The sequence below is a fragment of the Streptomyces sp. S.PB5 genome, assembly GCF_030403745.1.
GTDB lineage: Bacteria > Actinomycetota > Actinomycetes > Streptomycetales > Streptomycetaceae > Streptomyces.
The window spans coordinates 872,299-892,150 of sequence record NZ_JAQMWP010000001.1 but is presented as its reverse complement, the minus strand read 5'-3'; the positions used below and the strand labels follow the sequence as shown (position 1 = coordinate 892,150).

The following is a 19,852-nucleotide window of genomic DNA, read 5'->3' as shown; positions in this document are numbered from 1 at the left end:
CGTGAGTCACACGTGGCGAGCCCGACACACACCCACGTGAATTCATGCACAAGCGGCCCCCTACGATGGACCCCGTGCCAAAGATGACCCGCGCCGACGCCACCGCCGCCGTGCGCAACCCCCTCGCCTTCATCGCCGCGCGCTGGACCCCGGACCCCCGGACGGTGCAGCGGGCGGCACTCGCCGCGCTCGTCATGTCGGTGGTCATCGTGGTCACCGGAGGCGCGGTGCGGCTCACCGGGTCGGGGCTCGGCTGCCCGACCTGGCCCAAGTGCACCGACGACTCGCTCACCACCACGAGCGCCATGGGCGTGCACGGCGTGATCGAGTTCGGCAACCGCATGCTGACATACGTGCTGTGTGCCGCCGTCGGCTGGGCGATCATCGCCGCGCGCTCGCAGAAGCCGTACCGGCGCAGCCTGACCCGGCTGGGCTGGGCGCAGTTCTGGGTCGTGATGGGCAACGCGATCCTCGGCGGCATCGTCGTGCTGGTCGGCCTCAACCCGTACACGGTCGCCGCGCACTTCCTGCTGTCGACGGCGCTGATCGCGGTGGCCACCGTCATGTGGCAGCGCACCCGCGAGGGCGACGCCGAGCCGCGTCCGCTGGTCGGCAGGTCGGTGCAGCAGCTGGTGTGGTGCATGGTCGCCGCGTCCGTGCTGCTGATCGCGGTGGGCACCGTGGTGACCGGGTCCGGCCCGCACGCGGGTGACTCCAGCGAGGTCGAGCGGATGCCGCTGGACTGGGAGACGGTCAGCAAGCTGCACGCCGTACTGGCCTGGATCGTGGTGACGCTGACCTTCGCCCTGTGGTTCGTCCTCAAGGCGGTCGACGCCCCCAAGGGCCCGCTGGACCGCACCCGCGACCTCTTCCTGGTCCTCCTCGCCCAGGGCGTCATCGGCTACGTGCAGTACTTCACCGACCTCCCCGAGGTCCTGGTCGGCCTGCACATGTTCGGCTCCTGCCTGGTCTGGATCGCGGTCCTGCGCGTCCTGCTGGCCCTGCGCGAGCGCCCCGAGGCCGAGGTGCAGCTCCCGGATCAGGCGTACGCCGCCACGAGCTCGTCGATCGCCGGACCCAGGTAACCCCGGGTCAGCTCGCCCCTGCGCGCCGTCCACTCCCCGGTGGACGGCGCCGGCCGTTCGTCGTACCGCCGTCTGCGGATGTCGTCGACCACCTCGACGGGCGCCCCGAGTTCCGGCAGCAGCTCCAGCGCCTCCCGTTTGGTGATGAGCCGTCCGTCGCGCAGGGTGGCGGTCGCGCGGGCGAAGGTCGTCAGGCCCACGTCGACCCAAGGGTCCTGCCGCCACCGCTCCGGCTTCGCGAGCTTGGGCCGCCAGAAGTCACGCTGGTCCCGTACGACGAACTCGTCCAGCTCAAGGTCCGGTACCGGCGGCAACAGCCCGGCCGGGGCCTTCCCGTGCAGCACCCGCCCGAAGGTGTGCAGTTCCCGCCGCGTCACGGGGGTGACCGGCCGCTTGAACAGCTGTTCGTGCGCCCAGGTCAGATGGGAGCGCCGGGAGTCTTCGACAGCGTCCGGCGTCAGATAGGTGCAGTGCAGCTTCCCGGCGAGCGGCTCGTTCCGCAACCGTGCGTGCGACTTGGCCAATCGCCAGACCGTTCGAGATGTGATCGGGGCATCCAGTACGGCGATCAGGTCGAGGTCGCTACGGCCCTCCTGGTAGTCCCCGCCGGCGAGCGACCCGTGCGCCCAGACGGCGAGGGGATCGAGCGGGGCGAGGCCGGACAGGAAGCGGTCGAGTAAGGCGTCCGTCTGCATGTCCCCATCCTGTACAGCACGCGCGCGCCGTACACCCCGCTCACGTGCAGCACACGCGCTGTCCACCGGGTTCACTCCAGCCCGTACACCCTGCGGGCGTTCCCCGCCGCGATCAGCCCGGCCACCCGCTGTGCGTCCGCCAGCGACCACGCCCCCTCCGCGACCCAGTTGCCCAGCACCCGCGCCAGCGCCTCCCGGAACAGCCGCGCGCCGACCACGTGCAGTTCGGGAAGGCCCTGGGCGCCGCTGGAGAAGAGGATCTTGCCGAAGGGGGCGAGTTCCAGGATCTCCGCCAGGACGGTCGCCGCGCGAGCGCCCGTACGGACGAGAGCGGCACCGGAGTCGGTGTAGACGTGCGGGAAGACGCCGGCGAGGTGGGCGGCGTGGCGGTGGTACGGGTAGCCGTGCAGGAGGACCAGGTCGGTGCCGAGGCCCGCGGTCGCGCGGACGAAGTCGGTGAGCAGGACCGGGTCCGTACGGTCGATCCGCAGCCCCGGTTCACCGAGCCCCGCGTGCAGCTGAAGCGGCAGTCCGGACGCGACCGCGATCCACAGCAGATGCCGCAGGAGGACGGGGTCCGACAGCTCCCCTCCCACCCTGCGCCCCGCCAGCCAGCGCCCCGCCGCGCCCCGTACCTCTCCCGGCCCCGGCGGCTCGGGCGCCAGCGCCAGGCCGTGCCGTACGCCCGCCACCGAGGTGAAGGCGACGGAGCTCACCGCCGCCCCGTGCACGGACTCGGCGAGATTGGCGAGGAAGGACTCCACCGTGCCGGAGGTGTCGGCGACCTGTTCGGCGAGGAGTTCGAGGCGGACGATCTCGCGGGCCTGGGCGTCCGAGGCGGCGGCCATCTCGCCGGGGCCGGTCAGATCGCCGGGCAGGCCCGTGTCGACGAGGTACGTCGTGATGCCGCTGCCCCGCAGCAGCCGGCGGCCCGCCTCCAGTACGCCGAGCTCGCGGCGCCGGGCGAGATAGCGGGCGGGCGCGCAGTGCGGTTCCAGGCCGAGGAGAGGGGGACACCATCGTCGTACGGCGAAGCCCGTCTGGGTGTCGAAGAGGGTCGTACCGGCGGCGGGCGGCCCCTCGGTGCGGGCCAGCTGGGCCTCGAAGGTGCCGAGGCCCAGCTCTGTTCTCAGTACGCCGTGGCAGTACTGGTCCACGAGGGACGGCGTTTCGATCATCCGGACTCCCGTGGCTGGACCGTGTCTTCTTCCACGGGGCCTAACGGGTGAACGGGGTATCAGGTGTTGCTCGCACACACCCCGTGCGAAAAGCCGAAAAAACTCACGTGTTGCTCGGGCCGCCGACCTGGATGCCCGCCATCCGGGTCCACTCGTACCGGCCCGTCCTCACCTTCGCCGCGAACTCGCCGTCGAAGTCCTCGTGGACCGTGATGCCCGACTTCTCGACCGCCTTCTGGGCGATGTCGTAGGTGGGGGCCACAAGGTTGCCCCATTCGCCGTCCTCGCCGACGAGGGCGATCCGGGCGCCGCGCTGACCGAGGTAGGCCACCTGGCCCTCGGCGCCGCCGTGTGCCTTGGAGAAGGCGCCGATCTGCTTGGCGAGCTTGGCCGCCTTGCGGTCCGCCTTCTCCGCGGCCTTCGCGTCAACCTGCTGCGTGTCTGCCATGGCCAGGATGCTACCGACGGGTAGATCAAACGGCGACGGCCGGGGTGCGTGGCCTTGGCCACGCACCCCGGCCGCATGCCCGACAACCGGAGAAGGGCTGGCGGAGGACTAACGGAGGAAGGGGTCCACCGCGATCGCCAGGAAGAGGATCGACACATAGGTGATCGACCAGTGGAACAGGCGCATCTCCTTGAGCTTCGCGCCCGTCACCTCGGCCTTGGCCCGGTTCTGCAGGCCGTGGGCCTCCCAGAGCCAGAAGCCGCCGGCCAGCAGCGCCACGAGCGTGTAGAACCAGCCCGTGTAGCCGAGGGGGGTCAGGAGCAGGGAGACGGCGACCATGACCCAGCTGTAGATCACGATCTGCTTGGCGACCACCTTGTTGGAGGCGACGACCGGCAGCATCGGGACGCCCACGCGCGCGTAGTCCTCTTTCACCTTCATGGACAGCGGCCAGTAGTGCGGCGGCGTCCAGAAGAACATGACGAGGAAGAGGATGACCGGCGCCCACGACATCGAGTTGGTGACGGCCGACCAGCCGATCAGCACCGGCAGACAGCCGGCGATGCCGCCCCACACGATGTTCTGGGAGGTGCGGCGCTTGAGGATCATCGTGTAGACGACGACGTAGAAGAGGAGCGCCCCGAGGGACAGCCACGCGGACAGCCAGTTGACGGCGAGGCCGAACAGGAGCGTGGAGACGACGGCGAGGGTGATGCCGAAGGCCAGGCACTCGCGCGGCGAGACCATGCCGGTGACCAGCGGTCTCTGCGAGGTGCGGTCCATCAGCGCGTCGATGTCGCGGTCGATGTACATGTTCAGCGCGTTGGCGCCGCCCGCGGAGAGGTAGCCGCCGACGCAGGTGAGCAGCACCAGCGTCAGATCCGGAACACCCTGCTCGGCGAGGAACATCACCGGCACGGTGGTGATCAGCAGCAGCTCGATGATCCGGGGCTTCGTCAGCGCCACGAATGCCTTGACACGGGCCCCGAACGGCCGGTGACTCGAGCTCTTGCTCTCCCCCAGCACCCCGGCTGGACGGGATTCGACGGCCGTCACGCACACCCCTACAGAGACATCCCAGCAAGCCTCCCCGTGTGAAGTCCCGGTAAAGGCCCGCGCGTACCACGCCACTGTAGACGTTGCCCATACCCCGACATTCGCGGGGGTGGGGTCGTGTTGGAGAGCACCCCCGGAAGGGCTGATCGGCACCCCCCGGGGCACCCCCCGGACGAGCCGCCCGACACTCGGTTGAGCACTCGAACGAGCGCGTCCGTATTCAGTTGCCGAATGGCGAATCCGCCCAGTCAGGAGGCGGATCGTCATCACTCCCGGCAGTCTGGAATGACGCGAAAAAACGCACGTACTTACGGGGGTAGGCTCGACAACGGCCGGGGCGCCCCGTGCACCGGCATTTTCGACATGCCTGACATGTGGAGAGGAGCCCTGACCCAGGGTGAGCACCAAGCCGACCACCACAGACCTCGACTGGACCGAGTTGGACCAGCGGGCCGTCGACACCGCCCGCGTCCTGGCCGCCGACGCCGTACAGAAGGTCGGCAACGGCCATCCGGGTACGGCGATGAGCCTCGCGCCCGCCGCCTACACCCTCTTCCAGAAGGTGATGCGGCACGACCCCGCCGACCCCGAGTGGGTGGGCCGTGACCGCTTCGTGCTGTCCGCGGGCCATTCGTCCCTGACCCTCTACACCCAGCTGTACCTGGCCGGCTTCGGCCTGGAGCTGGACGACCTCAAGGCATTCAGGACCTGGGGCTCGAAGACCCCGGGCCACCCGGAGTACGGCCACACCAAGGGCGTCGAGACGACGACCGGCCCGCTGGGCCAGGGTGTCGCCAACGCCGTCGGCATGGCCATGGCCGCCCGCTACGAGCGCGGTCTGTTCGACCCGGAGGCCGCCCAGGGCGAGTCGCCGTTCGACCACTTCGTGTACGTCATCGCCGGTGACGGCTGCCTCCAGGAGGGCATCTCCGCCGAGGCGTCCTCGCTGGCCGGCCACCAGAAGCTCGGCAACCTGGTCCTGCTGTGGGACGACAACCACATCTCGATCGAGGGCGACACCGAGACGGCCGTCTCCGAGGACACCGTCAAGCGGTACGAGGCGTACGGCTGGCACGTCCAGCGCGTCGCCCCGAAGCCGGACGGCGACCTCGACCCGCACGCCCTCTACAACGCCATCGAGGCCGCGAAGCAGGTGACGGACAAGCCGTCCTTCATCGCGATGCGCTCGATCATCGCATGGCCCGCCCCGAACGCCCAGAACACCGAGGCCGCCCACGGCTCGGCGCTCGGCGACGACGAGGTGGCGGCCACCAAGCGCGTCCTCGGCTTCGACCCGGAGCAGACCTTCGAGGTCGCAGGCGAGGTCATCGCCCACACCCGGCAGGCCCTCGACCGCGGCCGTGAGGCCAAGGCCGAGTGGGAGAAGCAGCTCCAGGAGTGGCGCGACAACAACACCGAGCGCGCCGCCGAGTTCGACCGCATCGTCGCGGGCGAGCTGCCCAAGGGCTGGGAGGACAAGCTCCCCGTCTTCGAGCCCGGCAAGGGTGTCGCCACGCGTGCCGCGTCCGGCAAGGTGCTCCAGGCGCTCGGCGCGGTCATCCCCGAGCTGTGGGGCGGTTCCGCCGACCTCGCCGGCTCGAACAACACGACGATCGACAAGAACAGCTCGTTCCTGCCGGCCGACAACCCGCTGCCCGAGGCCCAGCCGTACGGCCGCACGATCCACTTCGGTATCCGCGAGCACTCCATGGCCGCGGAGATGAACGGCATCGCGCTGCACGGCAACACCCGTATCTACGGCGGCACGTTCCTCGTGTTCTCCGACTACATGCGCAACGCCGTGCGTCTGTCGGCGCTGATGCACCTGCCGGTGACGTATGTGTGGACGCACGACTCCATCGGCCTCGGCGAGGACGGCCCGACCCACCAGCCGGTCGAGCACCTCGCGTCCCTGCGCGCGATCCCGGGCCTGAACGTGGTCCGCCCGGCCGACGCCAACGAGACCGCGATCGCGTGGCGCGAGATCCTCAAGCGCTACACCAAGGTCTTCGGCAAGGGTGCCCCGCACGGCCTCGCGCTGACCCGTCAGGGCGTGCCGACGTACGAGCCCGACGAGGATGCCGCCAAGGGTGGTTACGTCCTCTTCGAGGCGTCGAACGGCGCCCCCGAGGTCGTCCTCATCGCCACCGGTTCCGAGGTGCACGTCGCCGTCGAGGCGCGCGAGGCGCTGGAGGCCGACGGTGTGCCGACGCGCGTCGTGTCCATGCCGTCCGTGGAGTGGTTCGAGGAGCAGGACCAGGGGTACCGGGACAGCGTTCTGCCGCCCTCCGTCAAGGCTCGTGTCGCGGTCGAGGCGGGCATCGGTCTCACGTGGCACAAGTACGTCGGGGACGCCGGCCGCATCGTTTCCCTGGAGCACTTCGGTGCTTCGGCCGACGGCAAGGTCCTCTTCCGGGAGTTCGGCTTCACTGCCGAGAACGTGGCCGCGAAGGCGAAGGAATCTCTCGCCGACGCCCGACGCTGACGCTCACATACGACACGTAGGAGATGTAATTCCATGACAGACGCACTCAAGCGCCTCTCCGAAGAAGGCGTCGCGATCTGGCTGGACGACCTGTCGCGCAAGCGGATCACGTCCGGCAACCTCGCCGAGCTGATCGACCAGCAGCACGTCGTGGGCGTCACGACCAACCCGTCGATCTTCCAGAAGGCGATCAGCAGCGGCGACGGCTACGAGCAGCAGGTCGCCGACCTCGCCGCCCGCAAGGTCACCGTCGAAGAGGCGATCCGCATGATCACGACGGCGGACGTCCGTGACGCCGCCGACATCCTGCGCCCGGTCTTCGACGCCACCGGCGGTCAGGACGGCCGGGTGTCGATCGAGGTCGACCCGCGGCTGGCGCACAACACGGCGGCGACCGTCGCCGAGGCCAAGCAGCTGGCCTGGCTGGTGGACCGTCCGAACACCCTCATCAAGATCCCGGCCACCAAGGCGGGCCTGCCGGCCATCACCGAGGTGATCGGCAACGGCATCAGCGTCAACGTCACGCTGATCTTCTCCCTGGAGCGCTACCGCGAGGTCATGGACGCCTACCTCGCGGGTCTGGAGAAGGCCAAGGCCAAGGGCCTCGACCTCTCCCTGATCCACTCCGTGGCCTCCTTCTTCGTGTCCCGCGTGGACACCGAGATCGACAAGCGGCTCGACGCGCTCGGCACCGACGAGGCCAAGGCCGCCCGCGGCAAGGCCGGCGTCGCCAACGCGCGGCTCGCCTACGAGGCGTACGAGGAGGTCTTCTCCTCCGACCGCTGGGCGGCCCTCGACAAGGCGCAGGCCAACAAGCAGCGCCCGCTGTGGGCCTCGACCGGAGTGAAGGACCCCGCCTACAAGGCGACCCTCTACGTCGACGAGCTGGTGGCGCCGAACACGGTGAACACCATGCCGGAGGCGACGCTCCAGGCCACCGAGGACAGCGGCGAGATCCGCGGCAACGCCATCGCGGGCACGTACGAGCAGTCCCGCGCGGAGCTCGACGCCGTCGAGAAGCTCGGGATCTCGTACGACGACGTCGTGCAGCTGCTGGAGGACGAGGGCGTCGAGAAGTTCGAGGCGTCCTGGAACGACCTGCTCAAGTCGACCGAGGCGGAGCTGGAGCGCCTCGCACCCTCGGAGGGCTAAACCTTGCCAGCCTTTTCCGGTACCGGAGCGAACCCGCTTCGTGACCCCGCCGACCGACGGCTCCCGCGTATCGCGGGGCCGTCGGGCCTGGTCATCTTCGGCGTCACCGGCGATCTCTCCCGCAAGAAGCTGATGCCCGCCGTGTACGACCTCGCGAACCGGGGTCTGCTGCCGCCGGGCTTCTCGCTGGTCGGCTTCGCCCGCCGCGAATGGCAGAACGAGGACTTCGCGCAGGAGGTCCACGACGCCGTCAAGGAGCACGCACGCACGCCGTTCCGCGAGGAGGTCTGGCAGCAGCTCATCCAGGGGATGCGCTTCGTCCAGGGCACCTTCGACGACGACGACGCGTTCGAGCGGCTGCGCGGCACCATCGAGGAGCTCGACAAGGCGCAGGGCACGGGCGGCAACTTCGCCTTCTACCTGTCGGTGCCGCCGCGCTCCTTCCCCGTGGTCATCCAGCAGCTGAAGAAGCACGGGCTGACCGACCAGAGCTCGGGCTCCTGGCGCCGCGCGGTCATCGAGAAGCCCTTCGGCCACGACCTGAAGTCGGCCGAGGAGCTCAACAAGGTCGTCCACGAGGTCTTCGCCCCCGACCAGGTCTTCCGTATCGACCACTACCTGGGCAAGGAGACCGTCCAGAACATCCTGGCGCTCCGCTTCGCCAACCAGATGTTCGAGCCGATCTGGAACCGGTCCTTCGTGGACCATGTGCAGATCACCATGGCGGAGGACATCGGCGTCGGCGGCCGTGCCGGGTACTACGACGGCATCGGCGCCGCCCGTGACGTCATCCAGAACCACCTGCTCCAGCTCATGGCGCTGACCGCCATGGAGGAGCCGTCCTCCTTCGACGCGGACGCGCTGGCCGCCGAGAAGACCAAGGTGCTCGGCGCGGTGAAGCTGCCGAAGGACCTGGGCCGGGACACCGTGCGCGGGCAGTACGCGGCGGGCTGGCAGGGCGGCGAGAAGGCGGTCGGTTACCTCCAGGAGGAGGGCATCGACCCCAAGTCCAAGACGGACACGTACGCGGCCATCAAGCTGGAGGTCGACAACCGCCGCTGGGCGGGCGTGCCCTTCTATCTGCGCACCGGCAAGCGGCTCGGCCGCCGGGTCACCGAGATCGCGGTGGTGTTCCAGCGGGCGCCGCACTCCCCCTTCGACACGACGGCCACCGAGGAGCTCGGGCAGAACGCCATCGTCATCCGCGTCCAGCCGGACGAGGGCGTCACGGTCCGCTTCGGCTCCAAGGTGCCGGGCACCTCGATGGAGATCCGGGACGTGTCGATGGACTTCGCCTACGGCGAGTCCTTCACGGAGTCCTCGCCCGAGGCGTACGAGCGGCTGATCCTCGACGTGCTGCTCGGCGACTCGAACCTCTTCCCGCGCACCGAGGAGGTCGAGCTGTCCTGGAAGATCCTCGACCCGATCGAGCAGTACTGGGACAAGCACGGCAAGCCCGCCCAGTACCCGTCCGGCACCTGGGGCCCGGTCGAGGCGGACGAAATGCTCGCACGAGAGGGACGGAGCTGGCGCCGGCCATGAAGATAGACCTCACGGACACCACCGCCAGCAAGATCAACAAGGCGCTGGTCAAGGGCCGCCGGGCCATCGGCACACCGGCCGTCGGCATGGTGCTCACCCTGGTCATCGTCACGGACGAGGAGAACGCCTACGACGCCCTGAAGGCCGCCAACGACGCCTCGCGCGAGCACCCCTCGCGCACGCTCGTGGTCGTCAAGCGCGTCTCCCGCACCCCCCGCGACCGCACCCAGTCCCGCCTCGACGCCGAGGTGCGCGTGGGCGCGGACGCGGGCACCGGCGAGACGGTCGTCCTGCGGCTGTACGGCGAAGTCGTCAACCACGCCCAGTCGGTCGTGCTCCCGCTGCTGCTGCCCGACGCCCCCGTGGTCGTCTGGTGGCCGGTGGACGCGCCGCTCGACCCGGCGAGCGACCCGCTGGGCGCCCTGGCCCAGCGCCGGGTCACCGACACCTACGCCTCCGAGCAGCCGGTACGGGACCTCGGTGCCCGCGCCGACACCTACACGCCCGGCGACACCGACCTGTCCTGGACCCGCATCACGCCGTGGCGCTCGATGCTGGCCGCGGCCCTCGACCAGGTCACCGTCGACGTCAACGCCGTCGAGGTGGAGGGCGAGGAGTTCAACCCGAGCTGCGAGCTCCTCGCGATGTGGCTCGCGGACCGGCTGGACGTCCCGGTCAAGCGGTCCCTGTCCAGCGGCCCCGGCCTGACCGCCGTCCGCATGGACACCAACCACGGCCCGATCGTCCTGGACCGCGCCGACGGCTCCCTCGCGACGCTGTCCATCCAGGGCCAGCCGGACCGTGCGGTGGCGCTCAAGCGGCGCGACACGGCCGAGCTGATCGCGGAGGAGCTGCGGCGGCTCGACCCGGACGACACATACGCGTCCGCGCTGCGGTTCGGGGTGGAGCGGCTGAATCCGGCGCCGGCCGTCGCCGAGACGCCCGTGCCGGTCGAGGAGGCCGCGAAGGCTCCCGTGAACAAAGTGACGGCCAAGCCCGGCCCGGTGAAGAAGGCGGCGGCGAAGTGAGCACTCCGCAGCTGGTCGTGCACCACGACAAGGAGCTGATGGCGCAGGCCGCCGCGGCCCGCCTCATCACGAAGATCGTGGACGCGCAGGCCTCCCGGGGCTACGCCTCCGTGGTCCTCACCGGTGGCCGCAACGGCAACGGCCTGCTGGCCGCGCTGGCCGCCGCACCCGCGCGGGACGCGATCGACTGGGGCCGGCTCGACCTGTGGTGGGGCGACGAGCGCTTCCTGCCCGAGGGCGACGCGGACCGCAATGTCACCCAGGCCCGTGAGGCCCTGCTCGACGCGGTGCCGCTCGACCCGAAGCGGGTGCACGCCATGCCCGCCTCGGACGGTCCGCATGGGGAGGACGTGGACGCGGCGGCGGCTTCCTACGCCGAGGAACTCGCCCTTGCGGCGGGCCCGGAGAACCATGGCTCGGTGCCGACCTTCGACGTCCTGATGCTGGGCGTCGGCCCGGACACCCACGTGGCCTCGCTGTTCCCGGAGCTCCCGGCGGTCCGCGAGACCGAGCGCACGGTGGTCGGCGTCCGCGGCGCCCCGAAGCCCCCGCCGACCCGCGTGACCCTCACGCTCCCCGCCATCCGGGCCGCCCGCGAGGTCTGGCTCCTGGCGGCCGGCGAGGACAAGGCACAGGCCGCGGCGATCGCCCTGTCGGGTGCCGGTGAGATCCAGGCCCCGGCGGCGGGCGCGCACGGCCGGCAGCGCACCCTGTGGCTGCTGGACTCGGCGGCGGCCTCACAGCTGCCGCGGTCGCTGTATCCGCCGGCGTCGCCCTGAGCGTCGCTCAGAAGCCCATCCTCTGGGGCAGGCCGGGATCCTTGCCGGCCTGCCCCAGAGGCTTTCTCGGACTCCGTCACAAAGGCGCGGCACTTTCCATCCCCCTGCCGGAATTTCATCCGGCGTACGGGCCCGAGCCGTAGGGATTGCCCTGGTTGTAGGGGTTCCCCGCCGACGGGCCGTACGGACTGCCGGGGTTGTAGGGCTGCCCCGGGCCGGGCCCGTACGGGTTGCCGTACGGATTCCCCTGCGGCGGGAGGTACGGGGGCGCGCCCGGCGGCATCGGCGGGGCGTTCGGGGGCATCGGCGGGGGCGCTGGAGCGAACCGCGGCTGGGTCGCCGGGTGGGCGGCGAGGCGAAGGCCGTAGCGCTGCTCCAGGCGCCGCAGCTCCAGCCAGGCGATCCCGGTGACCGTGATCGGGGCGCCCAGGATGAAGAGGATGCCCAGCCCCAGGCCGAGCCCGTGCAGATCGCCCGTGAAGAGGTCGGGGAGGGCCATCAGCCAGGTCGTCACGGTGGCGAGCAGCGGCGGCAGACAGCGGTGGACGCCCGCGGTGCCGAAGAAGTTCGCGCCCACGTGCCAGGCGCCGCGGGCCACGAAGCCGATCAGCCAGAGCACGATCGGCCCGAGGACCAGGATGAAGAACCCCGCGCCACCGGCCGACTGCAGGAGCACGACCGTGAGCACGATCGTCCCCACGAAGAGCAGCAGCAGCTTCAGCGAGTTGAACAGCGACGGCTTCAGCGCGCTGACCGAGCCGCTCCGCCCCCACACGCCGAGCATGATGCCGACCGTCAGCGGTGTGATGAACAGCAGGACGACGGACGCCGTCAGCATGTTCTCCAGCATCTCGTCGAAGGCGAAGCCGCCCTCGACGAAGGTGTAGACGCCGACCGCGGCGACCGTCCCGGCGATGAGCCGCGCCTTCTTGAGCTGCTCCACCGCCGGGTCCACCGACTCCGGGATCCACGCCGGATGGAACATGGCGCGCGCCGCGTACTTCGGCCGCCACAGCGACCCCGCCGACAGCGCGCCGCCCGTCCAACTGCCTTGCGAACCAGCCACTTCGCACTCCCCCGAGCCATGGCCTCCATGATCGCCGGGGAGTCTACGGGAAGCGGACGGCCATGCGCCGCCCGCTTTCCCGCATCGGGGACATCAGCCCTCGGGGACATCAGCGGTCACGAACGACCGCGCAGCTCCCGGTACTTGGCGACCAGCGCCTGGGTGGACCGATCGAGCCCCGGGACGTCGGCGCCCTCGGTGAGCGCCGGCTCGACCCGCTTGGCCAGCACCTTGCCGAGCTCCACACCCCACTGGTCGAAGGAGTCGATGTTCCACACCGCACCCTGGACGAACACCTTGTGCTCGTACAGCGCGACCAGCTGACCGAGGACCGACGGGGTCAGCTCCTTCGCTAGGATCGTCGTCGTCGGGTGGTTGCCCCGGAACGTCTTGTGGCTCACCAGCTCCTCCGGCACCCCCTCGGCTCGCACCTCCTCCGGCGTCTTGCCGAAGGCCAACGCCTGCGTCTGCGCGAAGAAGTTGGCCATCAACAGGTCGTGCTGCGCCTTGAGTTCGTCGCTGAGCTCGGCGACCGGCTCGGCGAAGCCGATGAAGTCCGCCGGGATCAGCTTGGTGCCCTGGTGGATCAACTGGTAGTACGCGTGCTGCCCGTTGGTGCCGGGCGTGCCCCACACCACCGGACCCGTCTGCCACTCCACCGGAATGCCGTCGCGTCCGACGTACTTGCCGTTGGACTCCATGTCCAGCTGCTGGAGATAGGCGGTGAACTTGGACAGGTAGTGGCTGTAGGGCAGCACCGCGTGCGACTGGGCACCCAGGAAGTTGCCGTACCAGATGCCCAACAGGCCCAGCAGCAAAGGCACGTTGGACTCGGCGGGTGCGGTCCTGAAGTGCTCGTCGACGATGCGGAAGCCGTCGAGCATCTCCCGGAAGCGGTCCGGGCCGATGGCGATCATCAGGGAGAGGCCGATCGCCGAGTCGTAGGAGTAGCGGCCGCCGACCCAGTCCCAGAACTCGAACATGTTGGCCGTGTCGATGCCGAAGTCCGACACCTTCCCGGCGTTGGTCGACAGTGCCACGAAGTGCTTGGCGACGGCGGCCTCGTCACCGAGCGCGTCCAGCACCCACTGCCGGGCCGAGGTGGCGTTGGTGATCGTCTCGATGGTGGTGAACGTCTTGGACGCGATGATGAACAGCGTCTCGGCCGGGTCCAGGTCGCGTGTCGCCTCGTGCAGGTCGGCGCCGTCCACGTTGGACACGAACCGCAGTGTGAGGTCGCGGTCGGTGTAGGCGCGCAGCACCTCGTACGCCATCGCGGGGCCGAGGTCGGAGCCGCCGATGCCGACGTTGACGACGTTCCTGATGCGCTTGCCCGTGTGGCCCTTCCACTCCCCCGAGCGGACGCGCTCGGCGAAGCCGGCCATCTTGTCGAGGACCGTGTGCACCGCCGGCACGACGTTCTCCCCGTCGACCTCGACCACCGTGTCCCGCGCCGCCCGCAGCGCGGTGTGCAGTACGGCCCGGTCCTCGGTGGTGTTGATCTTCTCGCCGCGGAACATGGCGTCCCGCAGCCCGAACACGTCCGTCGCCGCCGCCAGTTCGCGCAACAGCCGCAGTGTCTCGTCGGTGACGAGGTGCTTGGAGTAGTCGATGTGCAGGTCCCCGACCTGGAGCGTGTACCCGGTGCCGCGGTCCGGGTCGGCGACGAACAGCTCGCGCAGCCGCACTTCGCCGAGTTCCTCGCTGTGCTTGGTCAGAGCGGTCCACTCGGGCGTCTGGTTGAGCCTCGTACGAGCGTCTGCGTTCATGTCCGACTTCAGCCTTCTTCCGTACCTGTCCCAGCTGGTCCAACCTAGTTGATCAGCGCGTGACATGAGCTGCCGTGGCGCTGTCCTCGGGTGCGTCAACAGATACGTCCCGCTTGAGCGCAGGTGTCAACGAGGCGACGGACAGGACGAAGAAACCGGCCGCGAGCAGTGCCGGGGTGTTGAGGCCCCAGGCCGTGGCGACCGCGCCGCCGAGCAGTGCACCGAGGGGTGCCCCGGCCACGGCCAGCGTCCGGAAGGCCGAGCTGACCCGGCCCAGCATCTCGGCGGGGCTGCGCTCCTGCATCAGGGTCGTGGTGTTGACGTTCCACACCATGCCCATGAGCCCGAAGACGGCCATCGCGGCCACCAGCACGGGCAGGCTGCGCACCGACCCCATCACCACGAGCGCCCCGATCTGCACGCTCCCGGCGAGCAGCACCGACCGCACTCGCCCTATGCGGGAGACGAGCAGCAGGTTGAGTACTCCGCCGGCCAGCGAGCCGACGGTGTAGCCGGTCGTCGCCGCCGCGTACCCGGCGCTGCTCGCGCCCGTCCAGCCGGTCACCAGCAGCACCATGGTGGCGATGAGGGCGCCCACGCCGACGTTGCACAGGGCGGTCGCCGCGCACAGGCCGCGCAGGGCCCGGTCGCGGCCGAGGGTGCGCAGCCCCTCGGCGATCTCCCGGCGCAGGGTGCTGCCCGCCGGTCTCGGCTTCCGTGCGGGCACTGCGGTGCGCAGCGAGGCCACCAGCGCGGCCGCCACCAGGAAGGTCGCCGCGTCGGCCACGAAGGGCACGGCCGCGCCCGCCGCCAGCAGCAGGGGCACGACGGGGGCGCCCAGGAGTCCGCCCGCGATCTTCTGCCCGGTCATCAGGCGGGCGTTGGCGCTGCCGAGGGCCTCGCCGTCGACCAGGGCGGGCAGCAGGGCGGTGGACGCGTTGTCGAAGAGGGTCTGCAGGGTGGTCAGCGCGAAGGCCAGCGCGATCAGCAGTCCGATGGAGGCGTGCCCGAGCGCCACGGCGACGGCGAAGCAGACGACGAGCAGGCCTCGTACCGCGTCCACGGTCCACATCGCGCGCCGCTGGTCCACACGGTCGGCGACGGCTCCGCCGAGCAGTCCGAAGACGAGCCAGGGCAGATAGCCGCAGGCGGTGACGGCCGCTATGGCCAGGGGCTCGTCGGTCAGGGTGACGGCCAGCAGGGGCAGCGCCGCCGTCCGCAGCGCATCACCGAAACTCGAGAGCACGGCGGCGCTCCACAGCCGCCCGAACCCCCCGCGCCACGCGGGCGCACGCACGCCCGCAGCCTCGACCACAGCCACAGCTCCCCCTCACGATTCGCTCGCTCTGCAGCGATGCACAAACCGTAAAGGCCACCACTGACAATGCGGTGGGCCTGTGGACAACCTGCGATGCGGGGCTGTGGACAGGCGAATACAGCTCCGGCCAGGCACCTGTCGGTGCCCGGCCGGCTGTCGATTCCTAGATCTCGCCCCGCAGTTTGGCGAGCGCCTCGGCGAGGATCGCCTCGCCGTCCGCATCGCTGCGCCGCTCCCGTACATACGCGAGGTGCGTCTTGTACGGCTCGGTGCGCGGCGGGTCCGGCGGGTTGTCCCGGTCCTGTCCGGCGGGGAAGCCGCAGCGCGGACAGTCCCAGGTCTCGGGAACCTGCGCGTCGCTGGCGAAGCTGGGCTGCGTCTCGTGCCCGTTGGAGCACCAGAAGGAGATGCGCAGCCGGGGCGCGGACTCGCCCCGCTCGGCCTCGCCCATCGGCCCCGCCCCGACCCGGCTTCCTCGGATCGCGTTGCCACTTGCCACGGTCGTAACTCCCTGCGTGATGGTGCCGCGAAGCGAGTCGGCGTTGTCGCTTCGTTGCGAGCGCCTCAGTCTACGTAAGGCCCAACGCGCGTCCAGTGATTGGAGTTACAGCCCCCACACCTAGACGCAAGCCCCATGATAGGCCGCGCTCAGGTGCGCGTACCGAACATGGGGCCTTACGTACGGATTGTGCGTGCCGGTCAGTTGTTCACCTTCATGAGAAGGCCGAGCACGATGATGCACGCGAACCACAGCAGACCGACCACGACGGTGATCCGGTCGAGGTTGCGCTCGGCGACCGAGGAGCCGCCGACGGAGGACTGCATACCGCCACCGAACATGTCGGACAGGCCGCCGCCCTTGCCCTTGTGCATCAGCACCAGCAGCATCAGCAGCCCGCTGAAGACGATCAGGGCGATCGAGAACCCCATAACCACGGCTGGACCAACTTCCTCGGATCTGGATGGACGACAGGGGCACAGCCACTGGGCTGTGCCCCCGCAAGGGTACGACGGATCGCCGCTACCGCATACTTACTGGTCGCGGAAGCGCACGATCTTGACGAACTCGTCGGCATCGAGCGACGCACCGCCCACGAGCGCCCCGTCGATGTCGGCCTGCGCCATGATCTCGGCGACGTTGCCGGACTTCACGGAGCCGCCGTACTGGATGCGGACCTGGTCGGCCAGCTCCTGGGTGTACAGCTCGGCGATCTTGCCACGGATCGCGGCGCAGACCTCCTGGGCGTCCTCGGCGCCGCAGACCTTGCCGGTGCCGATGGCCCACACGGGCTCGTAGGCGATCACGATCGACTCGGCCTGCTCGGCCGGGAGGTCCTTCAGACCGCCCTCGACCTGGGCGAGGGTGTGGGAGACGTGGTTGCCCGCCTCGCGGACGTCCAGTTCCTCGCCGACGCACAGGATCGGGGTGAGGCCGTGCTTGTAGGCGGCCTTGACCTTGGCATTGACGATCTCGTCGGTCTCGGCGTGGTACTGGCGGCGCTCGGAGTGGCCGATCGCCACGTACGTGCACTTCAGCTTGGCCAGCATGGCGCCGGAGATCTCGCCGGTGTAGGCGCCGGAGTCCTGGGCCGAGATGTCCTGGGCGCCGTACTTGATCTTCAGCTTGTCGCCGTCGACCAGGGTCTGCACGGAGCGCAGGTCGGTGAAGGGGGGCAGGACGGCGACCTCGACGGCCTCGTAGTCCTTGTCCGCGAGGGCGAAGGCGAGCTTCTGGACGTGTGCGATGGCCTCGAGGTGGTTGAGGTTCATCTTCCAGTTACCCGCCATGATCGGCGTGCGAGTGGTCATGCGGGGTCAGTCCTCCAGTGCGGCGAGGCCGGGGAGCGTCTTGCCCTCGAGGTATTCGAGGGAGGCGCCGCCGCCGGTCGAGATGTGGCCGAACGCGTTCTCGTCGAAGCCCAGGATGCGGACGGCCGCGGCGGAGTCGCCACCGCCGACCACGGTGAAGCCCGGGGAGTCGAGGAGGGCCTGGGCAACGGCTTTGGTGCCCTCGGCGTAGTCGGGGTGCTCGAAGACGCCCATGGGGCCGTTCCAGAAGACGGTCGCGGCGTCGGCGAGCTTCGAGGCGTACAGCTTGCGGGTCTCCGGACCGATGTCCAGGCCCTCCTGGTCGGCCGGGATGGCGTCCGCGGCGACGGTGGTGGGGTTGGCCGGGGCCTTCGTCTTCAGGTCCGGGAACTCCCCGGCGACCAGGACGTCGACGGGCAGGACCAGCTCGACGCCGTTCTTCTCCGCGCGCTCGATGTACTCCTTGACTGCCGGGACCTGGTCCTCCTGGAGGAGGGAGATGCCGACCTCGTGGCCCTTGGCCTTGAGGAAGGTGTACGCCATGCCGCCGCCGATGAGCAGGCGGTCGGCCTTGCCGAGCAGCTGGTCGATGACGGCGAGCTTGTCGGAGACCTTGGCGCCGCCGAGGGCGACGACGTACGGACGCCGGACCTCGTCGGTCAGCTTCTTGAGGACGGCGACCTCGCCCGCGATGAGGTAGCCGGCGTAGTGCGGCAGCTTGGCCGGCAGGTCGAGGACCGAGGCGTGCCCCCGGTGCACCGCGCCGAAGCCGTCGCCGACGTAGACGTCGGCGAGGGCGGCCAGCTGGTCGGCGAAGGCGCCCCGCTCGGCGTCGTCCTTGGACGTCTCGCCGGCGTTGAAACGCAGGTTCTCGATGACCGCGACCTGACCGTCGGCGAGTCCCGCGACGGTGGCGGTGGCGGACTCGCCGACCGTGTCGGTGGCGAAGGCGACGTCGGCGCCGAGCAGCTCGCCCAGGCGCGCGGCGGCGGGCGCGAGGGAGAAGGCCGGGTCCGGGGCGCCCTTGGGGCGGCCCAGATGGGAGGCGACGACCACGCGGGCGCCCGCCTCGGCCAGCGCCTTGACGGTGGGCAGCACGGCGCGGATACGGCCGTCGTCAGCGATTTTCACAGTGGCGGTGCCGTTTTCCAGCGGCACGTTGAGGTCGGCGCGGACGAAGACCCGCTTGCCTGCGACGCCTTCGGCGAGAAGTTCGTCGATCGTCTTCATTAAGGGGACTCCCGAGGAGGGTTTGATACTCGGATCGCTGGTGATCCTAAGAGGGCCGTTCGCTGCGTGAGTAGGGCCCGGCGGGCGCGTCCCTGCGCCGACCGGGCCCTTCACTCACATCGAGCTGTCTGCTCCTGCTCCGGCGATCAGAGCTGGTTGCCGACGAAGACCGTGAGGTCGACGAGGCGGTTGGAGTAGCCCCACTCGTTGTCGTACCAGCCGAGGATCTTCACCGACTTGCCCTCCTGGACCATGGTCAGGGAGGAGTCGAAGGTGCAGGAGGCCGGGTCGCTCACGATGTCCGAGGACACGATCGGGTCCTCGGTGTAGAAGAGGATGCCCTTGAGGTCGCCGTCGTCGGCGGCCTTCTTGAACGCGGCGTTGACCTCGTCCTTGGTGACCTCGCGCTGGAGCTCCACGACCAGGTCGGTGGCCGAGCCGGTCGGGACCGGGACGCGCATCGCGATGCCGTCGAGCTTGCCCTTGAGCTGCGGGAGGACCAGGGCGGTGGCCTTCGCGGCACCCGTCGTGGTCGGGATGATGTTCTCGGCGGCGGCGCGGGCACGGCGCAGGTCCGAGTGCGGGAAGTCCAGGATGCGCTGGTCGTTGGTGTACGCGTGGACCGTCGTCATCAGACCCTTGACGATGCCGAAGTTCTCGTCGAGGACCTTGGCCATCGGCGCCACACAGTTGGTGGTGCAGGAGGCGTTGGAGATGACGTGGTGGTTGGCCGCGTCGTACTTGTCCTGGTTGACGCCCATCACGATGGTGATGTCCTCGTCCTTGGCCGGAGCCGAGATGAGGACCTTCTTGGCGCCGCCGGCGATGTGCTTCTCGGCGTCGGCCTTCTTGGTGAAGATGCCGGTCGACTCGATGACGATGTCGACGCCCAGCTCGCCCCACGGGATGTCGGCGGGGTTGCGCTCGGAGAGCACCTTGATGGTGTGGCCGTCGACCGTGATGGTGTCGGCGGTGTGCGAGACCTCGGCCTTGAGGCGGCCCAGGATGGTGTCGTACTTCAGCAGGTGAGCGGTGGTCGCGGTGTCACCCAGGTCGTTGACAGCCACGATCTCGATGTCAGCACCCTGCTCCAGCAGTGCGCGGAAGTAGTTGCGACCGATACGACCGAAGCCGTTGATGCCTACGCGGATCGTCACGAACCGATCTCCTCGTTGGTACGCCGGCTATGCGGTGCCGGCGAGCTCTGTTTGG

The 19,852-nt window shown here is 69.8% G+C and carries 18 protein-coding genes; 6 read left to right on the top strand and 12 right to left on the bottom strand.

The features are described 5' to 3' along the window. The first annotated feature begins 44 nt into the window (after window positions 1–44). A complete protein-coding gene (locus tag PH203_RS04015) occupies window positions 45–1,085 on the top strand; it encodes a COX15/CtaA family protein (protein ID WP_289916165.1) in 1,041 nt (346 codons plus the stop codon). Here the strand turns inward: PH203_RS04015 and PH203_RS04010 are convergent. The 4 genes from PH203_RS04010 to PH203_RS03995 form a co-directional block, all read right to left on the bottom strand. Then, window positions 1,040–1,780 (bottom strand): nucleotidyltransferase domain-containing protein, encoded by a 741-nt coding sequence (locus PH203_RS04010; protein ID WP_289916153.1) that lies wholly within the window; start codon window positions 1,778–1,780, stop codon window positions 1,040–1,042. The two genes, PH203_RS04015 and PH203_RS04010, sit on opposite strands and share 46 nt — an antisense overlap. 71 nt (window positions 1,781–1,851) lie before the next feature. Further along, window positions 1,852–2,958, bottom strand: coding sequence for an amidohydrolase family protein (locus PH203_RS04005; protein WP_289916152.1), 1,107 nt, complete (start codon window positions 2,956–2,958; stop codon window positions 1,852–1,854). Window positions 2,959–3,061: 103 nt separating this feature from the next. Continuing rightward, entirely contained in the window at window positions 3,062–3,406 is a 345-nt protein-coding gene (locus tag PH203_RS04000; RefSeq protein ID WP_289916149.1) for a hypothetical protein, read from the bottom strand. A gap of 108 nt (window positions 3,407–3,514) precedes the next feature. Further along, on the bottom strand, window positions 3,515–4,468 hold the full coding sequence (locus PH203_RS03995; RefSeq protein ID WP_289916148.1) for a heme o synthase: 954 nt from the start codon (window positions 4,466–4,468) through the stop codon (window positions 3,515–3,517). Window positions 4,469–4,859: 391 nt separating this feature from the next. Here PH203_RS03995 and tkt point away from each other — a divergent pair, with 391 nt between their 5' ends. From tkt to pgl, 5 genes are read left to right on the top strand one after another with little or no spacing between them, the layout of a single operon-like run. Next, the gene (gene tkt / locus PH203_RS03990; protein WP_289916146.1) at window positions 4,860–6,947 is read left to right on the top strand and encodes a transketolase; all 2,088 of its coding nucleotides are present in this window, start codon (window positions 4,860–4,862) and stop codon (window positions 6,945–6,947) included. Window positions 6,948–6,980: 33 nt separating this feature from the next. Then, entirely contained in the window at window positions 6,981–8,099 is a 1,119-nt protein-coding gene (gene tal / locus PH203_RS03985) for a transaldolase (RefSeq protein WP_289916145.1), read from the top strand. Window positions 8,100–8,102: 3 nt separating this feature from the next. Further along, on the top strand, window positions 8,103–9,641 hold the full coding sequence (gene zwf / locus PH203_RS03980) for a glucose-6-phosphate dehydrogenase (protein WP_289916144.1): 1,539 nt from the start codon (window positions 8,103–8,105) through the stop codon (window positions 9,639–9,641). Further along, window positions 9,638–10,669: a glucose-6-phosphate dehydrogenase assembly protein OpcA gene (gene opcA, locus PH203_RS03975; RefSeq protein ID WP_289916143.1), complete on the top strand. Its 1,032-nt coding sequence runs from the start codon at window positions 9,638–9,640 to the stop codon at window positions 10,667–10,669. The genes zwf and opcA overlap by 4 nt, the downstream gene beginning before the upstream one ends. Continuing rightward, window positions 10,666–11,448: a 6-phosphogluconolactonase gene (gene pgl / locus PH203_RS03970; RefSeq protein ID WP_289916141.1), complete on the top strand. Its 783-nt coding sequence runs from the start codon at window positions 10,666–10,668 to the stop codon at window positions 11,446–11,448. The genes opcA and pgl overlap by 4 nt, the downstream gene beginning before the upstream one ends. 115 nt (window positions 11,449–11,563) lie before the next feature. On the opposite strand, the gene PH203_RS03965 is transcribed toward pgl, so the two are convergent. The 8 genes from PH203_RS03965 to gap form a co-directional block, all read right to left on the bottom strand. Further along, the gene (locus PH203_RS03965) at window positions 11,564–12,514 is read right to left on the bottom strand and encodes a hypothetical protein (RefSeq protein WP_289916138.1); all 951 of its coding nucleotides are present in this window, start codon (window positions 12,512–12,514) and stop codon (window positions 11,564–11,566) included. Window positions 12,515–12,630: 116 nt separating this feature from the next. Beyond that, window positions 12,631–14,283 (bottom strand): glucose-6-phosphate isomerase, encoded by a 1,653-nt coding sequence (gene pgi / locus PH203_RS03960; RefSeq protein ID WP_289916136.1) that lies wholly within the window; start codon window positions 14,281–14,283, stop codon window positions 12,631–12,633. Between the two features lie 52 nt (window positions 14,284–14,335). Then, window positions 14,336–15,604 carry an MFS transporter gene (locus tag PH203_RS03955; protein ID WP_289916134.1) on the bottom strand — a complete coding sequence of 423 codons (1,269 nt, stop codon included), beginning with the start codon at window positions 15,602–15,604 and terminating at the stop codon, window positions 14,336–14,338. A gap of 160 nt (window positions 15,605–15,764) precedes the next feature. Then, window positions 15,765–16,100, bottom strand: a complete 336-nt coding sequence (locus tag PH203_RS03950; RefSeq protein ID WP_003976875.1) for an RNA polymerase-binding protein RbpA — start codon at window positions 16,098–16,100, stop codon at window positions 15,765–15,767. A 200-nt stretch (window positions 16,101–16,300) separates the two neighbouring features. Beyond that, window positions 16,301–16,531, bottom strand: coding sequence for a preprotein translocase subunit SecG (gene secG, locus PH203_RS03945; RefSeq protein WP_289916637.1), 231 nt, complete (start codon window positions 16,529–16,531; stop codon window positions 16,301–16,303). A 102-nt stretch (window positions 16,532–16,633) separates the two neighbouring features. Beyond that, window positions 16,634–17,410, bottom strand: coding sequence for a triose-phosphate isomerase (tpiA, locus tag PH203_RS03940; RefSeq protein ID WP_289916058.1), 777 nt, complete (start codon window positions 17,408–17,410; stop codon window positions 16,634–16,636). Window positions 17,411–17,416: 6 nt separating this feature from the next. Then, window positions 17,417–18,640, bottom strand: a complete 1,224-nt coding sequence (locus PH203_RS03935) for a phosphoglycerate kinase (RefSeq protein ID WP_289916056.1) — start codon at window positions 18,638–18,640, stop codon at window positions 17,417–17,419. A 146-nt stretch (window positions 18,641–18,786) separates the two neighbouring features. Then, window positions 18,787–19,797, bottom strand: a complete 1,011-nt coding sequence (gene gap / locus PH203_RS03930; RefSeq protein ID WP_059197353.1) for a type I glyceraldehyde-3-phosphate dehydrogenase — start codon at window positions 19,795–19,797, stop codon at window positions 18,787–18,789. Between the last annotated feature and the right edge of the window lie 55 nt (window positions 19,798–19,852).

What these genes read in the sequence shown, in the direction of transcription:
- PH203_RS04015 (WP_289916165.1), top strand. Translation starts at nt 45, where the DNA reads ATGCACAAGCGGCCCCCTACGATGGACCCCGTGCCAAAGATGACCCGC.
- PH203_RS04010 (WP_289916153.1), bottom strand. Translation starts at nt 1,780, where the DNA reads ATGCAGACGGACGCCTTACTCGACCGCTTCCTGTCCGGCCTCGCCCCG.
- PH203_RS04005 (WP_289916152.1), bottom strand. Translation starts at nt 2,958, where the DNA reads ATGATCGAAACGCCGTCCCTCGTGGACCAGTACTGCCACGGCGTACTG.
- PH203_RS04000 (WP_289916149.1), bottom strand. Translation starts at nt 3,406, where the DNA reads ATGGCAGACACGCAGCAGGTTGACGCGAAGGCCGCGGAGAAGGCGGAC.
- tal (WP_289916145.1), top strand. Translation starts at nt 6,981, where the DNA reads ATGACAGACGCACTCAAGCGCCTCTCCGAAGAAGGCGTCGCGATCTGG.
- opcA (WP_289916143.1), top strand. Translation starts at nt 9,638, where the DNA reads ATGAAGATAGACCTCACGGACACCACCGCCAGCAAGATCAACAAGGCG.
- pgi (WP_289916136.1), bottom strand. Translation starts at nt 14,283, where the DNA reads ATGAACGCAGACGCTCGTACGAGGCTCAACCAGACGCCCGAGTGGACC.
- secG (WP_289916637.1), bottom strand. Translation starts at nt 16,531, where the DNA reads ATGGGGTTCTCGATCGCCCTGATCGTCTTCAGCGGGCTGCTGATGCTG.
- tpiA (WP_289916058.1), bottom strand. Translation starts at nt 17,410, where the DNA reads ATGACCACTCGCACGCCGATCATGGCGGGTAACTGGAAGATGAACCTC.
- PH203_RS03935 (WP_289916056.1), bottom strand. Translation starts at nt 18,640, where the DNA reads ATGAAGACGATCGACGAACTTCTCGCCGAAGGCGTCGCAGGCAAGCGG.